Origin of the sequence: Bordetella sp. 15P40C-2 (assembly GCF_009763235.1) — a bacterium.
In the GTDB taxonomy this organism is placed as follows: domain Bacteria; phylum Pseudomonadota; class Gammaproteobacteria; order Burkholderiales; family Burkholderiaceae_B; genus Bordetella_A.
In genome coordinates this window covers 18,459-39,573 of sequence record NZ_WSJA01000020.1, presented here as the reverse complement: position 1 = coordinate 39,573, position 21,115 = coordinate 18,459, and the positions used below count along the sequence as shown (strand labels likewise).

The following is a 21,115-nucleotide window of genomic DNA, read 5'->3' as shown; positions in this document are numbered from 1 at the left end:
TTTAAATATGGAACTGCGCCACCTCCGTTATTTCGTTGCCGTCGCAACCGAGTTGCATTTCACCCGCGCCGCGCGGCAACTCGGAATCGGCCAACCCCCGTTGAGTCAGCAGATTCAGCAGCTTGAGCGGGAAATCGGCACGCCACTGTTCGTGCGCGATCGGCGGGGCGTGACGTTGACAGAGGCTGGCGAGGCGTTCCTGGCCGAGGCGCGGCAGGTACTGGAAGGCGCGGAACGCGCCAAAGAGTCGGCCAGGAGAATTGCAAACGGGGAAGTCGGTACGCTCGCGCTCGGATTTACCGTGTCGGCCAGTATTCATCCCTACGTACCACGGCTGATCCGGACCTATCGCAGTGTGTACCCTGGCGTGACGGTGACGCTCACTGAACAGTCGACCGTAGAGCTGGTGCATCGCGTGCAAAAGGGCAGCGTGGATCTGGCCTTCGTTCGCGCACCGACGGCAGAACTCGCCGGTGTTCATGTGGAAACGCTACTGACCGAACCCATGATCGCGGTGGTGCCGGCCACGCACAAGCTCGCATCAAACCACGTGATCGAGTTGAGTCAGCTTGCACAAGAAACTTTTATCTTTTATCCGCGCAAGGTCGGGGTCGGGCTATACAACGCTGTGGTGCAAGCGTGCGAGGCTGCGGGGTTCACGCCGTCCGAGGGTATCGAGGTGCCGCAGTTGACCTCTGTGGTGACGTTTGTCGCGGCCGGGATGGGCGTCTCGGTGATCCCGAAGACCATGAGTCAGTTGCAGGCGGAGGGCGTGCGTTACTTGTCGCTGACCGGGCGCCCCCCCATTGCGAATCTGGCCATCGCCTATCGAGACAAAGCCGCGAGCCGTGCCCTCGACTACGCCATTCAACTCGCGCGTCAAAGTGCGGCTGAAAGTCCGTACGCTGCCCGCGACTTGGTCGTATGAGCAATAGGGCAATCGCCATGGCGGCCTATGAATCATTCATCGATAACTCGCTCGCTTCCGCGCGCTTAACAGCCGGCGCGGGCACATCGAACGCGCGCCGCGCCAAACGTTCAAACTCCGCCGTGTCGTGCCCGCAGCAAACGCATACCTGGCGCGCATGCGACCGGATCAATTGACGCAAACGGTGCTGGTTATGGAGTCTGGCGCCTCGGTCCTGTTCCATCATCCACTGATAAAAACGCAGGCCAGGCGGGCAGCTCGGGCGACGCGACCGCATTTCGCTCGCATGGAAATACGCATCGCCGGCCATCAGCAGCCAGCTGTCATCCTGCAGGACGGCAATTCCCGCATGGCCAAGCGTATGGCCAGGTAGCGGCAACATGACGATCTCGGGCGGTAGCCCGTCGAGCTCTCTGACCCGTTCAAATCCAAACCAGGTTTCCCCTCGGGCGGGGGCGTAGCCTTTCCAGCGCGGGCGCGAAGACCATTGTTGCGGGCGGAAACGTTGACGGTCCAGCCATGAGCTTTGACGCAGCGCCACATCTTGTTCCGTCTGCATCAAATGCACGGTGGCCGCGGGGAAATCATCGAGCCCGCCAGCATGGTCGAAGTCCAGATGCGTCAGTACGATATGGCGCACGTCTTCGGCGCGATACCCTAGTGCCTCGATCTGACGACGCGCGGTCATGGTCTCGCGCCATTCCGGTTTAACGAGGGCCAGGAAAAATCCGCTCAGCCGGTCACGCGGATGTTGCACATCCTCCAGCCCCAGCCCGGTATCGATCAATACAAGATCTCCACTATCAAGCTCGATCAACACACAATGACAACATAGCCTGCCGCGCCAGCGCAGCCACGAGGAACGACCATCCATCAGTATGCCACCCGCGGGGCAGGTCGAGATGCAGTTCAAATGAATAATTTTCACGTTTCAATCTCCTCTGCCTCAACGCGCATGCCGGTGGGGTCTAGAAGCCCGCGGGCGCTATCGCGTCGCTGAGTAATGACGCCGCTGATCGGGCAAGCTCCGTTCCCGGAGGGCGGACGCGTTACATCCGTCCGGTGGTGTTTCGCTCTAAGACACGCTTTACATGGGTACGCTTCATGCTGCGCCTGCGGCACTGCAACGTTGCCCTGTCAGGAGATCTCTATGAGCACCTCGCGTCCCGACCCGTCCCCGATCATGCCGGCCACGCCGGAGCCCAGCACCAAGTCACAAGTCGATATCGCCGCGGATGTGCAAAAGGGGTTGGGCGATTCCAATAAACACAACGACGACGCCCCATCAAAGCCGACGCGATCCAAAGCGACCGAGTTCGACGGATCGCCCAAGCCGGAACCTGGCGATGACAATGTGTTCAAGCCGACGGACGACACGCCTTCAATACTGCCCAAGCGATCCGGTCCGAAGAACGGGGGGTGAACGTGAGCCACGCCACCGCTGCCGAGAATAAGAAATTACGCTGGGCCGGCGTGTGGCTCGGCTTTGCCATGGGGGGATTTTTTGACGGCATACTGCTGCATCAAATCTTGCAGTGGCACCATTTGCTCTCCGCCATACAAACGGGCGCGCTGGGCAGCCTGCGCATGCAGGTAACCATCGATGGATGGTTTCACGCTCTGATGTATGTCATTGCCGCGATCGGGTTATGGAATCTCTATCTTTATCGATCAACTAGCGGCAAAAGCCCCGACTTTAGCGTGATCTGGCCACGATTCTGGATGGGCTTTGGCGTGTGGCACATCATTGATGCAGTGTTCTCGCATTGGATCACAGGCATACATCGCATCAAAATGGACTCCAGCATGCCGCTGGCGTGGGATCTGGCCTGGGTCGTGGTGTTCGGCATAGTGCCGTTTATGTGGGGCTGGCGCCGGCGCGATGGCGGTTCGGGAACGCCGGGCGCCACCAGCGCGAAAGCCGTGCGGGTGATGTCGTTATTCGTATTGTTCGCGGGGGCCGTGAATATTTTCCCTCTGCGCGGTAATGATGACACGACCGTCGTGGCATTGGGTTCGCATGCTTCCGTCCCGGATTTTTTCGCGGCGCTCGATACGTCCGAGGCAAGCGTAATCTGGACGGCAGGGCAGGGCGAGGTTTGGGTGGTTCAGGGCTTATCCCTGCGTGCTCGCCTGGCGTTGTATCAAGCGGGCGCGGTTTATGTCAGCGGGACGGCCGCGCCAGCTGGTTGCGCGGCCTGGCTGCAATCAGGCCCCCGATTGTCTCGGGTCTGAGTCAGCGTCTTCGATCGGTTTCTCGTAAGCATCCCGCTCCGGCCGGGTGCGTTCCCCACCAGCGGGGTATCCGGAGTTGCTGATTTTGTCTTCGTTGGTCTGATTGGCTTTCGGCTTTTTCGCGAGCTCCTGCAACTTCGCGCCCAGATGTTCGGTTTGACCTTCAGGTTGGTGCGGACACATAGCGCCTCCTTGGTTTGATAGGAATCGAATCAGTAGGGAAACGTGTCATGCAAATGTCGTGCCTGACACACCTTAGGCATGCCAGTTGCTTTGTGACTGTCACCCCAGATCGCGGGGTGAATCATCCCAACTGGAGATCACGATGGACACACAGCATTCCCGCGCTAGCGAGCATTTGATGGACTGGCTGCGCGACGCCCATGCAATGGAAGAGCAAGCCGAAACCATGTTGAAGAGCATGGCCGGGCGTATCGAAAGCTATCCCGAATTGCATCAACGTATCCAGCGCCACATCGAAGAAACGCGCGAGCAACAACGCCTGATTCGCAGTTGTATTGAGCGACGTGGCGGCGACACGTCGTTGCTCAAGGACATGGCTGCCAAGGCGATGGCAACGTTCCAAGGTTTCTCGGGCGCGTTCGCCTCGGATGAGGTCGTTAAAGGCAGCATGTTCAGCTTTGCATTCGAAAACCTTGAAATCGCCGCCTATACCCAGTTGCAAGAGGCCGCCACCTATGTGGGCGATCTAGAAACCGCCGAGATATGCAAACGCATCCTGGTGGAAGAGCGCGCCATGGCGCAATGGATCGAGCACAACAGCGCGGCCCTTGTTCGTCATTTCCTTGCTCGTGCGGACGATCCGAACGCACAAGCCAAGCGATAACCCAGCAGTACTGTCAACGCACGCCGTCGGCGCTGGCGCAAGCCATCCGCGGCTAACCCAAAGGAGAGCTACATGTTCGCTCACAACAAACGCCTGCAATACACCGTGCGCGTCAACGAGGCCAATCCCGGCCTCGCCAATTTGCTGCTGGAACAATTCGGTGGTCCACAAGGCGAACTGGCCGCGGCTTGTCGTTATTTCACCCAGGCGATTGCCGAAGAAGATCCCGGTCGCAAGGATATGCTTTTTGATATTTCTACCGAAGAGCTCAGCCACCTGGAAGTCATCGGCACGTTGGTAGCGATGCTGAATAAAGGCGCCAAGGGCGTGTTGGCCGAGGCGACCGAAGCGGAAGCCGATATCTATCGTCGCTTAAACGGCGCGGGCAACGATTCGCACGTTACCCAAGTGCTGTACGGCGGCGGCCCCGCGCTGATCAACTCTGGTGGCCAGCTGTGGAACGCGGGCTATATCGATTCGATCGGCGACCCTGCCGCCGACCTGCGATCAAACATCGCCGCTGAAGCGCGCGCCAAGATCGTTTACGAACGCCTCATCAACGCGACCGACGACCCTGGTGTGAAGGAAGCCTTGGGCTTTTTGATGACGCGCGAGATCGCGCACCAACGCTCCTTTGAAAAGGCCCTCTATTCCATGGAGCCGAACTTCCCGCCCGGGAAGCTCCCCGGCGATGCACGCTTTGCTGACGTGTACTTCAACATGTCGCAAGGCGAGGGTGATATGCGCGGACCTTGGAATAGCGACGAGAACTTCACCTACATTTCGGATCGCGAAGAGCAAGGCGGTATTGACGGCGACGGAAGCGCTCAAGTGATGTTGAGCGAGGAAGAAAACCTGGCGGTTCAGGCCTTGGCGATGCGCACGGCGTCCGATCCGGACTCGAATCCGACCACCGGGGCCGAGCTGGGCAGCGCATTACCGATGAAGGGCGATAAGCCGGTGAAGTAATCCGGTCAAAGTCTGAAAAAAGGGTACGCGATTCGCGTACCCTTTTTTTGCTTCTGCGACGGCAGTTCTTAGACCGCATGCAACAGCGGTCCCCAGCAGCTTAAGCATTAATGGCGATGCTTATGCTTGTGCTTATGTTTTCCATGTTTGGGCTTGCCACGATGGTCCGCATATTGATAGTTATGTTTATGCCGACGTCCGTTGTCCCAGTGTCGGCGCTTCTTGTGATCATCATCGTCGGTGAGCACATTGCCCAGCAGGCCACCCGCAGCCGCACCGCCGACGGTATATAGCGGATCCCCATCAGATAGCAGCGCGCCTGCGACCCCGCCTACTCCCGCGCCGATGATGGTGTTTTGGGTTTTGTCGTCGGCCGCAGCCGTGCTGCCGACGCCCAAGGCGAGCGTGGTGGATAAAAGGACCTGCGCGATACGTGAGTGGATCTTCATGGTGTTCTCCTGTACTGAAATCGGCCTGTAGAAACAGGGCGATAGCCATTCAGTCTGTCGTCAGGAAAACCTTAACACTCACCTCATGTGTCAGTCGCTCAGGGTGCGCTACGGTGTGTATAACCTGTTTCAGCCGCTTTCGCAGGCGGGAAATTGCGCACTTTCCCGCGATTGAACCCTAGCTAGACTTACGATGTCCTGAATAAAAAATACTTTGTTTTCATGGGCTTAAGTCGTTTATGCTTGCCGTCTGATTGTCATAGAATAGATAATTATTCTCATTTTGGTTTGGGTTGTTAACGATGCTAGTGCCTTTTCTGATCATGCTCCGCGAGGGCATTGAGGCGGCTTTGATTGTGGGCATCGTGGCCAGCTATCTGAAACGTAGCGGTTCGTCGTCGATGATGTACGGCGTCACCATCGGTGTGCTGTTGGCTGTGGCCCTTTCCTTTTTCGTCGGTGCCGGATTGCAGGTTGCCGTGGCGGAGTTTCCGCAAAAAGAGCAGGAACTGTTCGAGGCCGTGGTGGGCCTGATCGCGGTGGCGATGCTGACCTCTATGGTGTTTTGGATGCGGCGAGCGGGGGCGTCGGTAAAGGGCGAGCTGCAGCATTCGGTGGACCACGCATTGGCCGGCGGCAGAGGACGCGCTTGGGCGCTGATTGGCGTGGTCTTTTTAGCCGTCGCCCGCGAGGGGCTGGAGTCCGTGTTCTTCTTGCTCGCTATCTTTCAGCAGAGTGCGGGGTGGCAGGCGCCGCTGGGAGCGATCACCGGACTGCTGTGCGCGATCGCGATTGGCTACGGTATTTATAGCGGTGGGCTGCGTCTGAACCTGCGGCGCTTCTTTCGCTTGACCGGTGTATTCATCCTGTTTGTTTCCGCGGGCCTCTTGGCCGGCGCGCTGCGCAAGTTTCATGAGGCAGGTGTTTGGAATCATCTGCAAACGGTCGTGTTCGATATTGACCACCTCCTGCCATTAGACAGCCCATTGGGCACCGTCCTGTCCGGACTGTTTGGTTATCAGTCCGCGCCTGTGACGGGCGAGGTACTGGTCTATGTCTTCTTCCTCGTGGTGAGTCTTTATCTATTCCTGCGCCATCGTGCCCCTGGCGTCGCACCGGCGCGTGCATCGGCTTGACCCCCCTTAATCCTGATTCACCATGTCATCATCAAAGCAGAATAAGCGATCGCCCTTGAAAGTCCTGGCCGTCGCGGCATCCGGGTTGTTAGCGCTGGCGGGCATGGCTTCGTTTTGGTGGGCTTCGACCTTGCCTCGCGCGCAGACGGGCGACGAGTCTCACGCAGTACGCGTGACCATACGAGACAACGTGTGCGATCCCAATGACATCACCGTGCCCGCCGGGCGCACGACCTTCGTCATCACCAATGCATCTTCGCGTGCGCTGGAATGGGAGATTCTCGACGGCGTGATGGTGGTGGAGGAACGCGAGAACATTGCGCCCGGGATATCGCAAACGCTAAGGGTCAAACTGTCGCCGGGGCAGTTTCAGATCACTTGCGGGTTATTGAGCAACCCGCGCGGCACGCTGACCGTAACGCCGTCGGCGGCCTCCGATGCGGAAGCCGCCAAGCCCTCGCTCGTGGCCTACGTGGGGCCGTTGGCCGAGTATCGCGTCACACTGCTCACGCAAGCGGCGGCCTTGCAGAAGGCCTTGCAAGCAGCGGCCGTGGCGGAACAGGCGGGCGATCACGATCAGGCCAGGCAGGCCTATATCCAGGCGCATCAAGCGTATGCGCGCATGGAGCCCGTAGCCGATCTGTTCGCCGATCTGGACGCGCGCTTGAACGTTCGGTCGGAATACCTGCAGCAGCGCGAGAACGATGCGGCCTTTGTCGGACTGTACCGCTTGCAGCACGCGTTATATGGAAACGACGCGCTCGATCACGCGCGTCCCATCATCGAGGCCTTGCAAGTCGACGCCAGCGCATTACGCGAACGGCTGCGCACGCTGTCCATCGAGCCGGCCAAAATGGCCTCGGGCGCAGCCCGCGTGATGCAGCGCATGGGTGATCGTTTTACACAGGACGCCAAGTCGCTCCCCCCCGAACTACATGCCGACATCATGCTAGCCCAAGGGGAAGGCGCCGAGCGTATCGCGCAGTTGCTCGCGCCGCTCGTCGGCAAGTCAGACCCCGCGCTGCAACAGCAGATCGATCAGCGGTTTGCGGCGTGGCACGCGTGTCTGGAAGCGTATCGGCAAGAGCCCGATGAGGCATCCGCCGCACGGCTCTCACAGACCGTGCAGTCGGTCGAAGAAACCCTGGCGCAGATCAACGACAAGCTGGGGCTGGAGTAGTTTTCTCTACAGGTGTAAAGATGTCCCTCAAGCATACGTTCCATCGCAACGCTTTATCGTCGGTGTCGCGACGCCGGTGGCTCACCGCCGCGGCAAATGTCGCGGGCATGGCGGTGCTGCCCCTGCCGGCGATCGCCTCAACGAACGACGGTCAAGTCACTGATGCGCCGGCTAGCACGCATGGCGATGACCGCATCAGTTGCTGGGGAGAACATCAGGCGGGCATCGTTACGCCCCGGCCCGCGGCGGGCTTGGTCGCGTCATTCGATATTATCGCCACCGATCGTAAAGAACTCGAAAGACTGATGCGCGGACTATCCGCGCGAATCGCCTTTCTCACCCAAGGCGGCGAGGTCCCAAAGCTGGACCCGCGCTTGCCGCCCGCAGACTCCGGCATCCTGGGGCCCCTCGTGCAGCCGGATGCACTGACCATCACCGTGTCGGTAGGCGCCTCTTTATTCGACGATCGCTATGGTCTGGCGTCGCGCAAACCGCGATATCTGAAGCAGATGAGCGCGCATCCCAATGACGCGCTCGATGCCGCGCTCTGCCACGGCGATCTGTCGATCCAGTTCTGCGCGAATACGCCCGACACCAATATCCATGCGCTGCGCGACATCATCAAGCAGTTTCCGGATCTACTTGTGTTGCTGTGGAAACAAGAGGGCAGTGTTCCGCCCGTGGCGAAAAAGCCCGGCGTGCCATTGGAGAGCGCCAGAAATTTCCTGGGTTTTCGCGATGGTTCGGCCAACCCCGATGCACACGATCAGGATGCGATGCGCCGGCTCGTATGGGTGGGGCCCGACGACAACGAAGAACCCGCATGGACCTACGGCGGCACCTACCAAGTCGTGCGCATCATCCGTAATTTCGTCGAGCGTTGGGACCGCACGCCGCTGCAGGAACAACAGTCCATCATCGGCCGCAATCGCGATACCGGCGCGCCGCTGGATGGAGGCCCGACCGAGCACGATGTGCCCGACTACAGCCGCGATCCCGAAGGCAAACTCACGCCGCTGGATGCGCATATCCGGCTGGCGAATCCCCGCACCGCCGCGACCGAGCAGAACCTGATTCTGCGCCGGCCGTTTAACTATTCCAATGGCGTGACAAAGTCCGGGCAGCTAGAGATGGGTCTGTTGTTCATCTGCTATCAGGCGAACCTGGAAAAAGGCTTCATCACCGTGCAAAAGCGCCTCGATGGTGAGCCGCTAGAGGAATACATCAAGCCCATCGGCGGCGGCTTTTTCTATACCTTGCCAGGCATGCGCGATAAAGAAGACTGGCTGGGACGTGTGTTGCTGGCCGACGCCTGAGTCCGCCCGAATCATTAACCGTATAAGGAGATCCCGTGAACATTACTCGTCATCGATGGCTAGCCGCTGCCCTATCGTTGGGTGCGTTGACGCTGCAAGCGCATGCCGCCGTATCGCCGCTCGAGCTCGTAGGTCCGGTGGCCGAGTACAAGCTTTATGTCAACGAGAACATCGACCAGTTCGTTACCGACACACGCAAATTTACCGACGCCGTGAAAGCGGGGGATATCGAGCAGGCCCGCGCCTTGTTCGCGCCCACGCGCATGAGTTATGAGCGCATCGAGCCGGTCGCGGAGCTCTTTAGCGATCTGGATGCTTCCATCGACTCGCGCGCCGACGATCATGAAAAGGCCGAAAAAGATCCCGGTTTTGGCGGCTTCCATCGCATCGAGTATGCGCTATGGGAAGAAAAGAGCACCGACAATGTCACTGCCGTGGCCGATACATTGATGGCCGACGTTCTGGAGTTGCAAAAGCGTTTGGCCAACTTGACCTTTCCGCCCGAGAAAGTCGTGGGCGGCGCCGCCGTGTTGATGGAAGAAGTCGCCGCGACCAAGATATCCGGCGAAGAAGACCGCTACAGTCATACCGACCTGTGGGATTTCCAGGCTAATTTCGAGGGCGGCTATCGGATTTTTGAGTTTTTGCGTCCGCTGGTGCAGCGCGAGAATCCCGCTTTTGTGGAAAAGACCGACGCGAATTTCAAGACCGTCTTTGACACGCTCGCGAAGTACAAAACCGCCAATGGCGGCTTCGAATCGTATGAAAAACTCAGCGACCGCGACCGCAAGGTCTTGGCGGGACGGGTGAATACGCTGGCCGAAGACCTGTCGCAGATGCGCGGGATGTTGGGGTTGGATTAAATCGCTGGGTCTTGGCAGAGCGGACTCGCGCGGCGGGGGCGGCGCTGACGCTCGTCGGGCGTTTGAGTTTCGCCGCCGGAAATACCCCGGGTTTATGAATAACTCGCTATTGCGGGTTAACATGGCGCTTGCTCCGGGGTGCACGCCAGTGCTGAGATTCAGACCCGCGAACTTGACCCGGTTCACACCGGCGTAAGAAGAGCAATGACTGGACCAGGTCGCGCCTCGCGCGACCGGGCGCAGGCGGGCTTCGGGGCTTTGTATAGGACACTCGAGAGCCCATGAATCCCATCGCATCGCCAGAGGCGGATCTGCTCGCCTTTATTGCCCAAGACGGTTGTACTGACGATCAGTTCGATCAACTGGCGCTTCGCCTGTTTGCCTATCAATACCAGGCGAATGTGCCGTTCAAACGCTTTTGCCAGCATCGCGGCGTCACCCTGCGCAGTGTGCGATCGTGGCGTGATATACCCGCCGTACCCATTGATGCGTTCAAGGCGATGGAGCTGAGATGTGAGCCGCCCAAGGACACCGAGCGGGTTTTCATGACCAGCGGCACGACCCGCGCGGATGCGCGCGGGCGTCACTTCCACCCGCGCTTGGATGTTTATGATCTATCGATGACGCGCAATTTCGCTCGGCGCTTCATGCGCGGCGTCGAGCGTATGCCGATGGGGATTCTGTTCCCCGACGAAACCGTGATGCCGAACTCGTCGCTGGCGCATTATCTGGCGTTGGCGAAATCGGTGTTTGGCACACCGGACAGCGAGTACTTTATGTCCGCTGACGGTATCGCGCTTGACGCGCTGTGGCAGCGTCTGGAGCAGGCCGAGGCCAGCGGCCAGCCGTATGCGCTGCTGGGTGCGAGCTACAGCCTCGTTCATGTGATGGATGCGCTGCGCGAGACCGGCCGCGTCTTTCGCCTGCCGCCGGGCAGTCGCATCCTCGATACCGGCGGCTATAAACGCCAGTCGCGCGAGTTGCCGCTAGACACCTTTTATGCCGAACTGACCGAGTTGTTCGGCGTGCCGGGCGAGCTTTGCATCAACATGTATGGGATGACGGAGCTGAGCACACAGTTCTACGATGATGGCAACGCCGTGGTCCCCTCGGTGAAATCGGGACCGCACTGGATACGTTCGCGGCTCGTTGACCCGGCAACGGGTTTTACCGTGCCTGACGGTGAACGCGGCATACTGGTGCATTGCGATCTGGCCAATTTCAACTCGGTCACGACGATATTGACCGAGGACGTGGGTGAGCCCGCGGAGGGCGGCTTTTTGCTGCTGGGCCGGGCGGCTGGCGCGCAAGCCAAAGGCTGCTCGCTGGCTGTCGAAGAATTCATCCGTTCCAGCGCGGCATGACGATGGCGCGGATCGAAGCCGGTTATCTGCCCGGGCTGACAGCCGATGAGGTCAGCTGGCACAGCTTGCACTTTGGTTCAGGCGCTCGGCAGCTGGAGGTCGCCGTGCCGGTGTTGACGGCCGCGCAGATGCAGGCGTTGGCATTGCGGGTAAAACAAGCGAGCGCGCGTCATCTGCGCACGATGTCCGTATCGGAGATCATCGCCATTATCGACCGCGCGATCGCCCGTCTGCTCGATCGCGATGACCCGTATCGTCGGCAGGCCGACGCTTGGTTGCCGGTGGTCAGCGGCTTCGATGCCGAGATGGTCAGAGTCGGACTGACAGGGTTTTTTAAAACCTTTCGCGCGCCTCAGCTACATCGATTCGTCGCCGAAGACTTTACGAATCCCAAAGTCCTGGATGCTTTTCAACCCGCGCCCAAGGGCGGGGCGGTACGCGCCTATGGCCCGGCTCTGCTGGCGCATAGCTGGGCGGGAAATGTCCCCGCACTGGCATTGTGGAGCTTTGTTTGCGGCCTGCTGGTCAAAGCCGGCAATATTGGCAAGCTGCCTAGCGCCGAGCCGCTGTTCGCCGGTTGGTTCGCGCGCCTGCTGGCCGAGGTGCATCCTCCTTGGGCAGAGTGTTTCGCTGTCGTGTGGTGGCGGGGGGCGGGTGACGGCAGCGCGGACGCGTTGTATGCCCAGGCTGATACCGTCGTGGCTTATGGTGGCAATGAGGCACTGCAAGCGATTCAACGGCGCCTGCCGGTGACGACGCGTTTCCTGCCGCATGGTCATAAGCTGGGATTTGGCGTGGTCAGTGCGTCGGCGCTGGACGCGTTGAAAGCGCCCGCGCTGGCCAGGCGTGCCGCCTGGGACGTGATGCGTTACGACCAGCAGGGCTGCTATTCACCGCAGGTCTTCTATGTGCAGCGCGGTGGGCAGGTCTCGCCGCGCGCGTTCGCAGACTATATCGCGGCGGAACTTGCCAATCTGCAGCAGCGCTATCCAAGGCGCGCGCTGGATCTGAACGAATCTTCCGCCGTGGCGAAATGGCGTCAGTCGATCGAATGGCGGATTCCTTTGGACAGTGGCCCGCAGAGCGTGGACTGTTTGATCGGTGAACCCGGAGCGCCGTGGAGTGTGGCGTATGTGGATGGAGAACTTGCGCTGGCGCCCACCGGGTTGCAGCGTAGCATCGTCATCGCTGTTATAGATAGCTTGGACGATATCGCATCACGGCTGGCGGGCCGCGAGGTCTACCTGCAGACCGCGGGCGTGGCCGCAAGTCCGGCAGAGCTGTATCGGCTTGCGGAACAACTTGGCGCCGCCGGCGTGACGCGGATCAGCGCCATTGGATCGATGAGTGTGCCCGAAGCCGGCTGGCATCACGATGGCCGTTTCAATCTGTTGGATCTGGTACGCATGACCGAAATCGAGCAGTCGGCCGAAGCTGCGGCGGATCCGTTCGCGGAGTATGAGCCATGAGCGCGGCCACTCCGTTTATCGATATCCATCGCGTGGTGTATGGCTATGCCCGCGACCACCGCATCGTCGATGACGTGAGCTGGTCATTGCAGCAGGGCGGCTTTCACTGTCTGGTCGGTCGCAGCGGCTGCGGCAAGACCACCTTGCTCAAGCTGGTTGCCGGGTTGCTGACGCCGCAACAAGGTCATATTCGTCGACAGGACGGTCGCTCGGTGGTCCCCGGCCCGCAACTCGGCTATATGTTCCAGGCGCCCACCTTGCTGGACTGGCAGCGCGTACTGGATAACGTGCTGCTGCCCGTTTCGTTGCAGCGACGCCCAAGCCAGGCGGATTTCGCCCGCGCGCGCGAATTGCTGGCGATGCTGGGGCTCGCGAGTTATGAGCAACGTTATCCGCGCGAACTGTCGGGCGGCCAGCAAAGCCGCGTGGCACTGGCGCGGGCGCTGGTACTGCAGCCCGAGCTGCTGCTATTGGACGAGCCATTCGCCGCGCTCGATGCGATCACCCGTTATGAGCTGCAGGACGATTTGCTGCGTATGTGCCGCAAGCAGCGTACGACGGTGCTATTCGTCACGCATGACATTGGCGAGGCGGTGTACCTCGCCGATCGTGTGGGCGTGATGCACGCGGGTCGCCTGCTTGCCGATATCGCGGTATCGCTGCCTGTGCCGCGCACGCAGGCCTTGCGGCATGGCGTGGCATTCAACGGGATCTGCGCCGGGATCTACGACACGATGATGAGGGCAGGGCAATGAAACAAGTGCTGAGGAACCGCACGCTTTCTATTGTGTTGTTGATTGTGTTGTTGGCTGGATGGGAATTCGCGGTGCGTCAAAGCGGTATTTCCGCCTTGGTCTTGCCGGCGCCGACCGCCGTGGCCACCACGTTATGGTCCACGCTTAGTAGCGGCTATCTCTGGCCGCATATCTCGGCCACGCTTGTTGAAATGTTGTTTGGGCTGGCAGCGGGCGGTGCGCTGGGAATGGCCATGGGCATCGCGCTGGCCGAGTCGGCGCTGCTCGACCGTGTGCTAAAGCCCTATGTGATTGTGAGTCAGGTCGTGCCCAAACTGGCGCTGGCGCCGCTTTTTGTATTGTGGTTCGGCTTTGGTATCTTGCCCACTGTGATCATGACAGCGTTGATCTGCTTTTTCCCTTTGATGGAAAACACGCTGACGAGCTTGCAGCAAGTCGATCCGCATCGCGTGCAACTGTTTCGCTTGCTGGGCGCGACGCGGATGCAGACGCTATTGCGATTGAAGCTGCCTGCCGGGCTGCCCGGCATTCTGGCCGGATGGCGCGTGGCGTTGGTCCTCGCACTGGTGGGCGCGGTAGTGGGCGAATTCATCAGCGCCAGTCGTGGTCTGGGCGCGGTCATTATTGCCGCGCAAGGCATGATGGATACGCCGCTCATGTTCGCCGCGCTTGTTGCCATCGCGGTTATCGGCCTGCTCAGCTATTACGCCATTCTGCTTATTGAACGCCAGTTGTTAAAGCCCTACGGCTATCAATCATGATCGACTCAAGGATATCCACCATGCCTTTCTCTCCGTCGCGCCGTGTCTTGCTCGCGGCTTTCGCGGGTCTGGCCACGCTGCCCTACGCCCGGGCCGCGCGTGCGCAAACACCCGCGCAAGGCAAGATCACCGTGGCCGGCTGGAGCAAGCCGATTTCGGAAATCACCAACTTGCTGGTCGAGCCGGACAAAGGTTTCTTTAAGGAGCAGGGCCTGGAGCTCGTTTACCTGCCCGGCGCGGGCGGGGGCGACGCCATACGCAATTTGCTTAGCGGTCAGGCCGATGTGGCCTTCACCGATCCGGGGTCGTTTTTTATGGCGTTGGACAAGGGTGAGCCGCTGCGCGCGATCTATGACATCTATCCGCAGAACGTCTTCAATGTCGTGGCGTTGAAGTCAAAAAACATCACTCGCCCCGAGGACCTGCGCGGCAAGCGCATTGGCGTCTATAGTTTGTCCAGCGGCACGCGTCAGAATCTGCTTGTGCTGTTGCATCGCGCGGGCCTGACGGAATCGGATGTCGAGATCGTGGTCACCGGCGTGCTGAATTTCGCCCCGCTCATACAAGGACAAGTGGACGCGCTAGCCGCCACGGACACCGGTTTGCTGGTGGGCCGTCGTCGCGGCATGGGCGAGGTGAACGTCATCGAGGTGCGCGATCATCTGAATATCTCCAGCGATATGTTCGTCGTGCGGGAATCCACCTACCAGCAGCAACAACCCCTACTACGTGCGTTTCTGAAAGCCTATCGCGATAGCGCGGCCTGGATGATGGCGAATCCGGACGAGGCCGCCACGCTTGCCATGAAACGCGCCATCGACGGCACGGATCGTGACATGAACGCTGCCGTCATCCAACTGCGTAATGCCGCCGCGCAGGCGATTCCCGGGCCTGATGGTGCGCGACGTCCTTTGGGCGCATTCGATATGGCCGCTTGGCAGCAAGCCGCCAATGTCTATCACCAGTTGGGCCTGATACAGCGGCCTATCGATGTGTCTCGCGTGCTGGATATGCGATTGCTGCCGGAGGCTATCAATGAATGACACCCGTAAATTCGTTGGCAAGGTCGTCTTGGTCACCGGCGCCAGTCGTGGCATAGGCGCGGAAATCGCCCGAAGTTTCGCGGCCGAGGGCGCGACCGTCGTCGTCAACTACCTCAGCAATTTGTCTGCGGCCGAGGCGGTGGTGGCTCAATGTCAGGCCGCCGGCGGCGATGCTTGGTGCCTGCAGGCGGACGTCACATCGCCAGAGGCCGTGCAAGCCATGGTGAGCGCGATCGAGGACGAGGCAGGGCGCTTGGACATTGTCGTCAATAACGCCGTAAGACAATACCGTTTCGATCCACGTCGGCGCGCGACTTTCGATATGCTGAAGTGGGCCGACTACCAATCTCAGTACGATGGCTCTGTCGGCGCGGTCTTCAATGTCTGCCAGGCCGTGCTGCCGCATTTCCGCCGGCGAGCGCAAGGTTGCATCATCAATATAGCCACCAATCTTGTCGAAAACCCTGTGGTGCCTTACCACGACTACACCACGGCGAAAGCCGCTCTGGTTGGCTTCAGCCGTAACCTCGCCACGGAGCTCGGGCCGCTAGGCATACGCGTTAACTGCGTGGCTCCAGGATTGGTCTATCCTACGGATGCGAGTCGCGATACGCAGGAATCGTTTCGCGATGCCCTCATCGCCGCGACGCCATTGCGACGCATTGCCAGGCCGGAAGATATCGCCGGGCCTGTCATGTTTCTTGCGTCGGACTGGAGTGGATTTATGACAGGCCAGGTGCTGTTCGTGGATGGGGGATTGGTGATGCGGTGACGCATTGGGCGGACGCCGCAGTGGCGGTCGACGGCTCGTTCCGGCCGCGAGAGCGTGGAGCGGTGTACTTATATTAAAGACATATTGAATGGATCTTGTCGCGCTTGAGTTTTTCTATGTGGTCGCCCAGGCTGGCAGCGTGTCGCGCGCCGCGTCCGATCTCGGGGTGGAGCAGTCGACGCTGACGCGGCATATCACGCGTCTGGAGCACAGCGTCGGCATGCGCCTGTTTCACCGATCCGGGCGGGGTATGGTGCTGACAGAAAAAGGCCAAGCCATGTTTCGCGCGGCCGAAGAGGTCGTGGGCGCGTTATCCCGTGCGCGCCGCGCCGCCGCAGAGCTCGCGGCCGGCGGGCCGGCAAAGATCACGATTGCTTCGCAGCCTACGATCGCTAACGCCACGTTTGGCGCGATCGCTCATGCCCTGAAGCACGAGTTTCCCAAATCGAAGCTCCGATTCGTCGAGGGCCTGGGGTCTCACATCATCGATATGCTGCAGGATGGCGACGTGGACGTGGCGTTGCTCTATCAACCCACGCAATCCAAGCTTCTGGATTATGAAGAATTACTGCGCGAGGATTTGTACTGCATCTGTCCCGCGTCGAGCAGTGTTCCGCGTCGAGCCTTAAGTGGCGCTGACTTGCTGAGTCTGCCGATGGTGCTGCCCAGTACCGTGCATGGGCTGAAGACCTGGCTGGAAGCGCTGGCTCAGGAGATCGGCATAGCACCGAACATTGCCATCGAATGTGATGGCTCCACGCATTTGATGAGCCGTCTCGTGCAGCAGAACCATGGCTATACGATTCTGCCGATGGCGGCCGTGAAGAACGAACTCGCCGCGGGGACGATCAAGGCCGTCAAGATCGATCATCCCCGCGCCACGCGCACGGTGGTCCTGGCGACCCCGCGCGGTCGTCCTCAAGTCGATAGCTATTGGAAAGTCGCGCATCTCATCAAGCAGACCGTCGCGCAATTGGTGCAGTCGGGCCAGTGGCCCAACGTGCAGCCTACACCGGGATCCGCTTGTCCGGTGTGATTTGAGCGGGGTCGGTGACCAACTCGATCAGCGCCACGCCACCGGCGTCGCGGGCGCGCTGCAACGCGGCGGGGAAATCGGCTTCGTTTTCCACTCGTTCGCCATGTGCGCCCAATGACCGCGCCAGGGCGACATAGTCAGAACCATGAATCCGGGTGCCCGACACCCGGCCCGGGTAGTCGCGTTCCTGATGCATGCGAATGGTGCCGTACATTCCGTTGTTGACTACCAGAATGATGAGCGACGCGCCGAATTCGATGGCGGTGGCGATTTCTTGCGGGTACATCATAAAGCAGCCATCGCCGGCCACGCATACTACTTGACGTTGTCCCTTGTAGCGCAGCGCTGCGGCAACGGCGGCCGGTAGTCCATATCCCATCGCGCCGCAGGTCGTTGCCAGCTCGGTGCGCGGCTGACGATAACGATAGTAGCGATGCAGCCATACCGCATAGTTGCCCGCGCCATTGGTCATGATCGTATCGTCAGGCAGCGCATCGTTCAGATGCAGAATCACCTTTGCCAGGTCTACGCCGTTTGGACGCACCTCGGTCTGGCGACGAGACGTAAAGGTGACAAAAGCCTCGCGCGCCTTCGCGGTCCGTTGCGCCCAAACCGGCGTGCCGGGCGCGGGTAGGGCAGTCAGCGCGCGCAGCGCCGCCTCGGCGGTGACGGGGGCGGCAATATCCGGCCGATACACACGTCCCAACTCGTCCGCGGATGCATGCAGATGAATCAGCTTCTGGGCGGGCGTGGGCAACTCCAGCAAGGTGAAGCCGTCGGTTGGCACATCGCCCAGCCGCGTCCCGATTGCCAGGATCAGATCCGATTCTTGCACTAGCGCCCGCAACGCCGGACTCATGCCCAGGCTCATATGGCCCACGTATTGCGGGTCTTCATTATCGAGCAGGTCTTGACGGCGGAACGCGCTGGCCACCGGTAAATTCCAGCTCGACGCAAACGCGCGCAAATCCGCGCACGCGGCGGCTGACCAGTTGCTGCCGCCCACGATCAACAAAGGACGTTCGGCCGCGCTAAGCGCGTCGCCAATCTGGTCGCGCGTGGATGCCGCCAGCTCCGGCAGCTGTAGCGTCATCGGCGCGCAATCGGGCGTCGCGATGACTTCCGTCAGCATGTCCTCCGGCAACGACACGACCACCGGTCCGGGACGCCCGGACACCGCGACGTTGAAGGCGCGCGCCAGCAATTCGGGCACGCGATCCGCTTCATTGATCTCGATCACGAGTTTTGCGATGCTGCCAAAAAACTGCTGATAGTCCACTTCCTGAAACGCATCGCGGCCGCGATCGTGACGGGCGATCTGCCCAACGAACAGAATCATCGGCGTCGAATCTTGTTGCGCGATATGCAGGCCGATGCTGGCATGCGTGGCGCCCGGGCCGCGGGTGACCATGCAGATACCTGGCTTGCCAGTCAGCTTGCCGTCCGCTTCGGCCATATTGGCCGCGGCGCCTTCGTGTTTGGTGACGATCAGTTCGATCTGGTCTTCAACATCCTTTAGGGCGTCGAGAACTTCCAGATAGCTTTCACCGGGAACACAGAAGACGCGCTCAACACCGTGAGCGACAAGGGAGGAGACCAGAGCGCGGCCGGCGGTTCGTTGCGATGGAGAACTCATATTAGCGAGATAAGGGTGACTGTGGGAGCCAGAGACACGTCGTGAAAGACGTGGCCCGGACGATGGACCGCAGGTTATCTCGCTTGCGCATGCGTGGCGCTGGGATTCTTGCATAGCTGCTCTGGGAATTTCGCATAACACGGGCGCTTGGTCCGATACATGCATGTGTGCGTAGCGTGAGGCACCCACAGAACATCATCCGTTGTCGTAAGATGAAGCGGGCTTATCGGGCTTTGTCGACGCCATCGTCGATGAGCAGGCCCGTGTGGGAACCTGACAATATCTAAAACTGAGGAGCAATGCATGTCGCGTGCAACCGACCATCCCCGTCGTTTCTTCTGCAAGGCAGGCCTCGCCGCCGTATTAGTGGCCACGACCGCGCTGCCGCTGACCGCGAACGCGGCCGAATGGCCAGATCGACCGATTACCTACACTGTTCCGTTCGCGCCGGGCGGGGCGACGGATATCATCGGCCGCATCTACAGCGTGGGCGCCGCTAAATATCTGGGTCAGCCCATCGTGGTCGAGAATATCGGCGGCACTGGCGGCAGCCTGGGTACGGCGAAAGTCGCGCGCGCCAAGCCCGATGGTTACAACATCGTCGGTGGCACCATCAGCTCGCACGCCATCAACGTGAGTATTTACCCCGATATCGGCTATGACCCGATCAAGTCCTTCAAGCCCATCATCCTGACTGGCAGCCTTCCGAACGTGTTGGTGGTGCGCGCCGACAGCCCTTATCAAACCGTGCAGGATTTGATCGAAGCCAGTAAAAAGCCCGGCGCGCAGTTCAACTTCGGCTCGGCCGGCGTAGGTAGTTCCCAGCATCTGACAGGGGAACTATTTATGAGCCGGACCGGCGCAAAGATGCTGCATATCCCGTACAAAGGCAGCAGTCCGTCGCTGCAGGCCTTGATGAGTGGCGAAATCGATCTGCTCTTTGACAACATCACATCGGCCGTCCCTCTGATTCAGGCAGGTCGCTTGCGTGCGCTGGGCGTGACGTCGGCGAAGCCTTCGCCGGTTTTACCCGGCGTCGCGCCGTTGGCCGAGCAAGGCTTGCCCGGTTTTGAAGTGGTTTCCTGGCAGGCGACGTTCGCGCCGGCCGATACGCCCGACGAGATCGTGCAAAAGCTGCACGCAGCCATGAGCCGTACCCTGGAACAACCCGAGGTCCGCAAGCAACTGCAGGATCTCGGCCTCGATGTCTCGGGAGCAGGTCCCGAGGCGCTGGCGCAGTTTCAGAAAGCGGAGGTCGAGAAGTGGGCCGATGTGGCCAAGAAGGCCAACATTAAACTGTGAAGCCAGCCCGGCCGGTTGATGACTGTGTCAACCGGCATGCTGCACAGACGATGCAAAACATCGGTGGCATGCCGGCGCGAGCGCTGTGATCCGCTTGCGGCGGCGGCCCTATGCTTGGCAGGGGTGGCGCGTTCAGGTCCCAATACGCAGCGGCGCCACCAGCTTGCGTAACGCCGCGACGGCCGACAGCGCAGTGATACGGCCCGTCTTCGGATTCTCGCTGGGCACGTTTTGGATCTCCATGCTGAATTTGGCGTCTTCCGAGTCGACTTCGATGCGATGAATATTGCGTGAAACCGTCGGATCGGCCCATATTTCCAGAATGGTACGGTCCGGCCCCACTCCTGCCAGCGACAAGGACACCGCGACATTCAAGTTCGCGGGAAAACCTGTCGCGGCCTCGCGCGCGGTACCAGAGTAAATGCGCGTGGGCTCCTTGATTGCGTCCAGGTCAATGTTGTTCTGCACGACGTATGGCGCGCCGGCAAAGCCTAAGGGCGGCTTGCGGCTGACCATGCGCACCTCGTTGATCGTGCCCTCGGCGGCCGCTGTCACCGCGTCCAGGCCAATCAGCGCGCCAGTGGCCACGATGATCTGCCCGCCATGCTCGCGCGCGATATCGACCAGTTGTTGGTTAAGCAGCAGCGCGCCGGAACTCAGAACGAGCAGTTTCTTGCCAGCTTTTAGCACCGGCTCCGCGATACGCGGCAATAGTGCCGCTGGCGCGCATTCGACGACGATATCGCAGTGTTCGGACAGATGATCGATGTCGGTATAGACGGGGGCCTGCTTAAAGGTATAGGCATCGCGCGCCTTTTGCACATCGCGTACGCCCAGCGCCGCCACCCGCAGGCCCGGTATGCCAGCGTCGATCTTCTTGGCGATCGTTTTACCAATGGAACCAAAGCCGGCGATGCCGACGCGTAAGGTGGGGGAGGGAGTGCCCATGAGAATTCCTTATGATGTCCTGAGGAAAGTATAGGCGCGAACGGCACTCTGGAAAGTATTCTCGGGTACAGCCGAAGCCGCAGTGCCGAATATCACGTGGACCTTG

Annotated in this window: 21 protein-coding genes and 1 riboswitch; of the genes, 17 read left to right on the top strand and 4 right to left on the bottom strand. The window is 60.3% G+C overall.

Annotation, left to right across the window (positions count from 1 at the left end):
• Positions 1–7: 7 nt before the first annotated feature.
• On the top strand, positions 8–928 hold the full coding sequence (locus tag GOQ25_RS09075) for a LysR family transcriptional regulator (RefSeq protein ID WP_160350145.1): 921 nt from the start codon (positions 8–10) through the stop codon (positions 926–928).
• Positions 929–953: 25 nt separating this feature from the next.
• Here the strand turns inward: GOQ25_RS09075 and GOQ25_RS09070 are convergent, their stop codons facing one another.
• On the bottom strand, positions 954–1,856 hold the full coding sequence (locus GOQ25_RS09070; RefSeq protein ID WP_160350144.1) for an MBL fold metallo-hydrolase: 903 nt from the start codon (positions 1,854–1,856) through the stop codon (positions 954–956).
• A gap of 222 nt (positions 1,857–2,078) precedes the next feature.
• On the opposite strand from GOQ25_RS09070, the gene GOQ25_RS09065 reads away from it, so the two are divergent.
• The 4 genes from GOQ25_RS09065 (at position 2,079) to GOQ25_RS09050 (ending at position 4,979) form a co-directional block, all read left to right on the top strand.
• Positions 2,079–2,351 carry a hypothetical protein gene (locus GOQ25_RS09065; protein ID WP_160350143.1) on the top strand — a complete coding sequence of 91 codons (273 nt, stop codon included), beginning with the start codon at positions 2,079–2,081 and terminating at the stop codon, positions 2,349–2,351.
• A 2-nt stretch (positions 2,352–2,353) separates the two neighbouring features.
• A complete protein-coding gene (locus GOQ25_RS09060; RefSeq protein ID WP_370519928.1) occupies positions 2,354–3,163 on the top strand; it encodes a DUF2243 domain-containing protein in 810 nt (269 codons plus the stop codon).
• Positions 3,164–3,488: 325 nt separating this feature from the next.
• Complete coding sequence (locus GOQ25_RS09055) at positions 3,489–4,010, top strand: ferritin-like domain-containing protein (RefSeq protein WP_160350142.1); 522 nt, start codon at positions 3,489–3,491, stop codon at positions 4,008–4,010.
• Positions 4,011–4,082: 72 nt separating this feature from the next.
• A complete protein-coding gene (locus GOQ25_RS09050; protein WP_160350141.1) occupies positions 4,083–4,979 on the top strand; it encodes a manganese catalase family protein in 897 nt (298 codons plus the stop codon).
• A 107-nt stretch (positions 4,980–5,086) separates the two neighbouring features.
• Here GOQ25_RS09050 and GOQ25_RS09045 read toward each other — a convergent pair whose 3' ends face one another.
• Positions 5,087–5,428, bottom strand: a complete 342-nt coding sequence (locus GOQ25_RS09045; RefSeq protein ID WP_160350140.1) for a glycine zipper 2TM domain-containing protein — start codon at positions 5,426–5,428, stop codon at positions 5,087–5,089.
• Positions 5,429–5,730: 302 nt separating this feature from the next.
• Between GOQ25_RS09045 and efeU the strand changes: the two genes are divergently transcribed.
• The 11 genes from efeU (at position 5,731) to GOQ25_RS08990 (ending at position 17,123) form a co-directional block, all read left to right on the top strand.
• A complete protein-coding gene (gene efeU, locus GOQ25_RS09040; RefSeq protein ID WP_160350139.1) occupies positions 5,731–6,564 on the top strand; it encodes an iron uptake transporter permease EfeU in 834 nt (277 codons plus the stop codon).
• A gap of 22 nt (positions 6,565–6,586) precedes the next feature.
• Complete coding sequence (gene efeO, locus GOQ25_RS09035; protein WP_160350138.1) at positions 6,587–7,744, top strand: iron uptake system protein EfeO; 1,158 nt, start codon at positions 6,587–6,589, stop codon at positions 7,742–7,744.
• Between the two features lie 20 nt (positions 7,745–7,764).
• Entirely contained in the window at positions 7,765–9,060 is a 1,296-nt protein-coding gene (gene efeB, locus GOQ25_RS09030) for an iron uptake transporter deferrochelatase/peroxidase subunit (RefSeq protein WP_160350137.1), read from the top strand.
• Positions 9,061–9,095: 35 nt separating this feature from the next.
• Positions 9,096–9,923, top strand: coding sequence for an iron uptake system protein EfeO (gene efeO / locus GOQ25_RS09025; RefSeq protein ID WP_370519927.1), 828 nt, complete (start codon positions 9,096–9,098; stop codon positions 9,921–9,923).
• A gap of 124 nt (positions 9,924–10,047) precedes the next feature.
• Positions 10,048–10,139: riboswitch (TPP riboswitch) on the top strand.
• 65 nt (positions 10,140–10,204) lie between these two features.
• Positions 10,205–11,287, top strand: coding sequence for a long-chain fatty acid--CoA ligase (locus tag GOQ25_RS09020; protein WP_160350136.1), 1,083 nt, complete (start codon positions 10,205–10,207; stop codon positions 11,285–11,287).
• Positions 11,284–12,756, top strand: coding sequence for an acyl-CoA reductase (locus tag GOQ25_RS09015; RefSeq protein WP_160350135.1), 1,473 nt, complete (start codon positions 11,284–11,286; stop codon positions 12,754–12,756). The genes GOQ25_RS09020 and GOQ25_RS09015 overlap by 4 nt, the downstream gene beginning before the upstream one ends.
• The gene (locus tag GOQ25_RS09010; protein WP_160350134.1) at positions 12,753–13,511 is read left to right on the top strand and encodes an ABC transporter ATP-binding protein; all 759 of its coding nucleotides are present in this window, start codon (positions 12,753–12,755) and stop codon (positions 13,509–13,511) included. Before GOQ25_RS09015 ends, GOQ25_RS09010 begins: the two co-directional genes overlap by 4 nt.
• Positions 13,508–14,272, top strand: coding sequence for an ABC transporter permease (locus GOQ25_RS09005; protein WP_160350133.1), 765 nt, complete (start codon positions 13,508–13,510; stop codon positions 14,270–14,272). Before GOQ25_RS09010 ends, GOQ25_RS09005 begins: the two co-directional genes overlap by 4 nt.
• Positions 14,273–14,292: 20 nt before the next feature.
• Positions 14,293–15,315 carry an ABC transporter substrate-binding protein gene (locus GOQ25_RS09000; protein ID WP_160350132.1) on the top strand — a complete coding sequence of 341 codons (1,023 nt, stop codon included), beginning with the start codon at positions 14,293–14,295 and terminating at the stop codon, positions 15,313–15,315.
• Positions 15,308–16,087, top strand: a complete 780-nt coding sequence (locus GOQ25_RS08995) for a 3-oxoacyl-ACP reductase (protein ID WP_160350131.1) — start codon at positions 15,308–15,310, stop codon at positions 16,085–16,087. Before GOQ25_RS09000 ends, GOQ25_RS08995 begins: the two co-directional genes overlap by 8 nt.
• Positions 16,088–16,175: 88 nt before the next feature.
• The gene (locus tag GOQ25_RS08990) at positions 16,176–17,123 is read left to right on the top strand and encodes a LysR family transcriptional regulator (protein ID WP_160350130.1); all 948 of its coding nucleotides are present in this window, start codon (positions 16,176–16,178) and stop codon (positions 17,121–17,123) included.
• Here the strand turns inward: GOQ25_RS08990 and GOQ25_RS08985 are convergent.
• The gene (locus GOQ25_RS08985; protein WP_160350129.1) at positions 17,095–18,759 is read right to left on the bottom strand and encodes a thiamine pyrophosphate-binding protein; all 1,665 of its coding nucleotides are present in this window, start codon (positions 18,757–18,759) and stop codon (positions 17,095–17,097) included. The genes GOQ25_RS08990 and GOQ25_RS08985 overlap by 29 nt on opposite strands.
• Before the next feature lie 303 nt (positions 18,760–19,062).
• On the opposite strand from GOQ25_RS08985, the gene GOQ25_RS08980 reads away from it, so the two are divergent.
• Complete coding sequence (locus GOQ25_RS08980) at positions 19,063–20,061, top strand: tripartite tricarboxylate transporter substrate binding protein (RefSeq protein ID WP_160350128.1); 999 nt, start codon at positions 19,063–19,065, stop codon at positions 20,059–20,061.
• Between the two features lie 132 nt (positions 20,062–20,193).
• Here GOQ25_RS08980 and GOQ25_RS08975 read toward each other — a convergent pair whose 3' ends face one another.
• A complete protein-coding gene (locus GOQ25_RS08975; RefSeq protein WP_160350127.1) occupies positions 20,194–21,009 on the bottom strand; it encodes an aspartate dehydrogenase in 816 nt (271 codons plus the stop codon).
• Between the last annotated feature and the right edge of the window lie 106 nt (positions 21,010–21,115).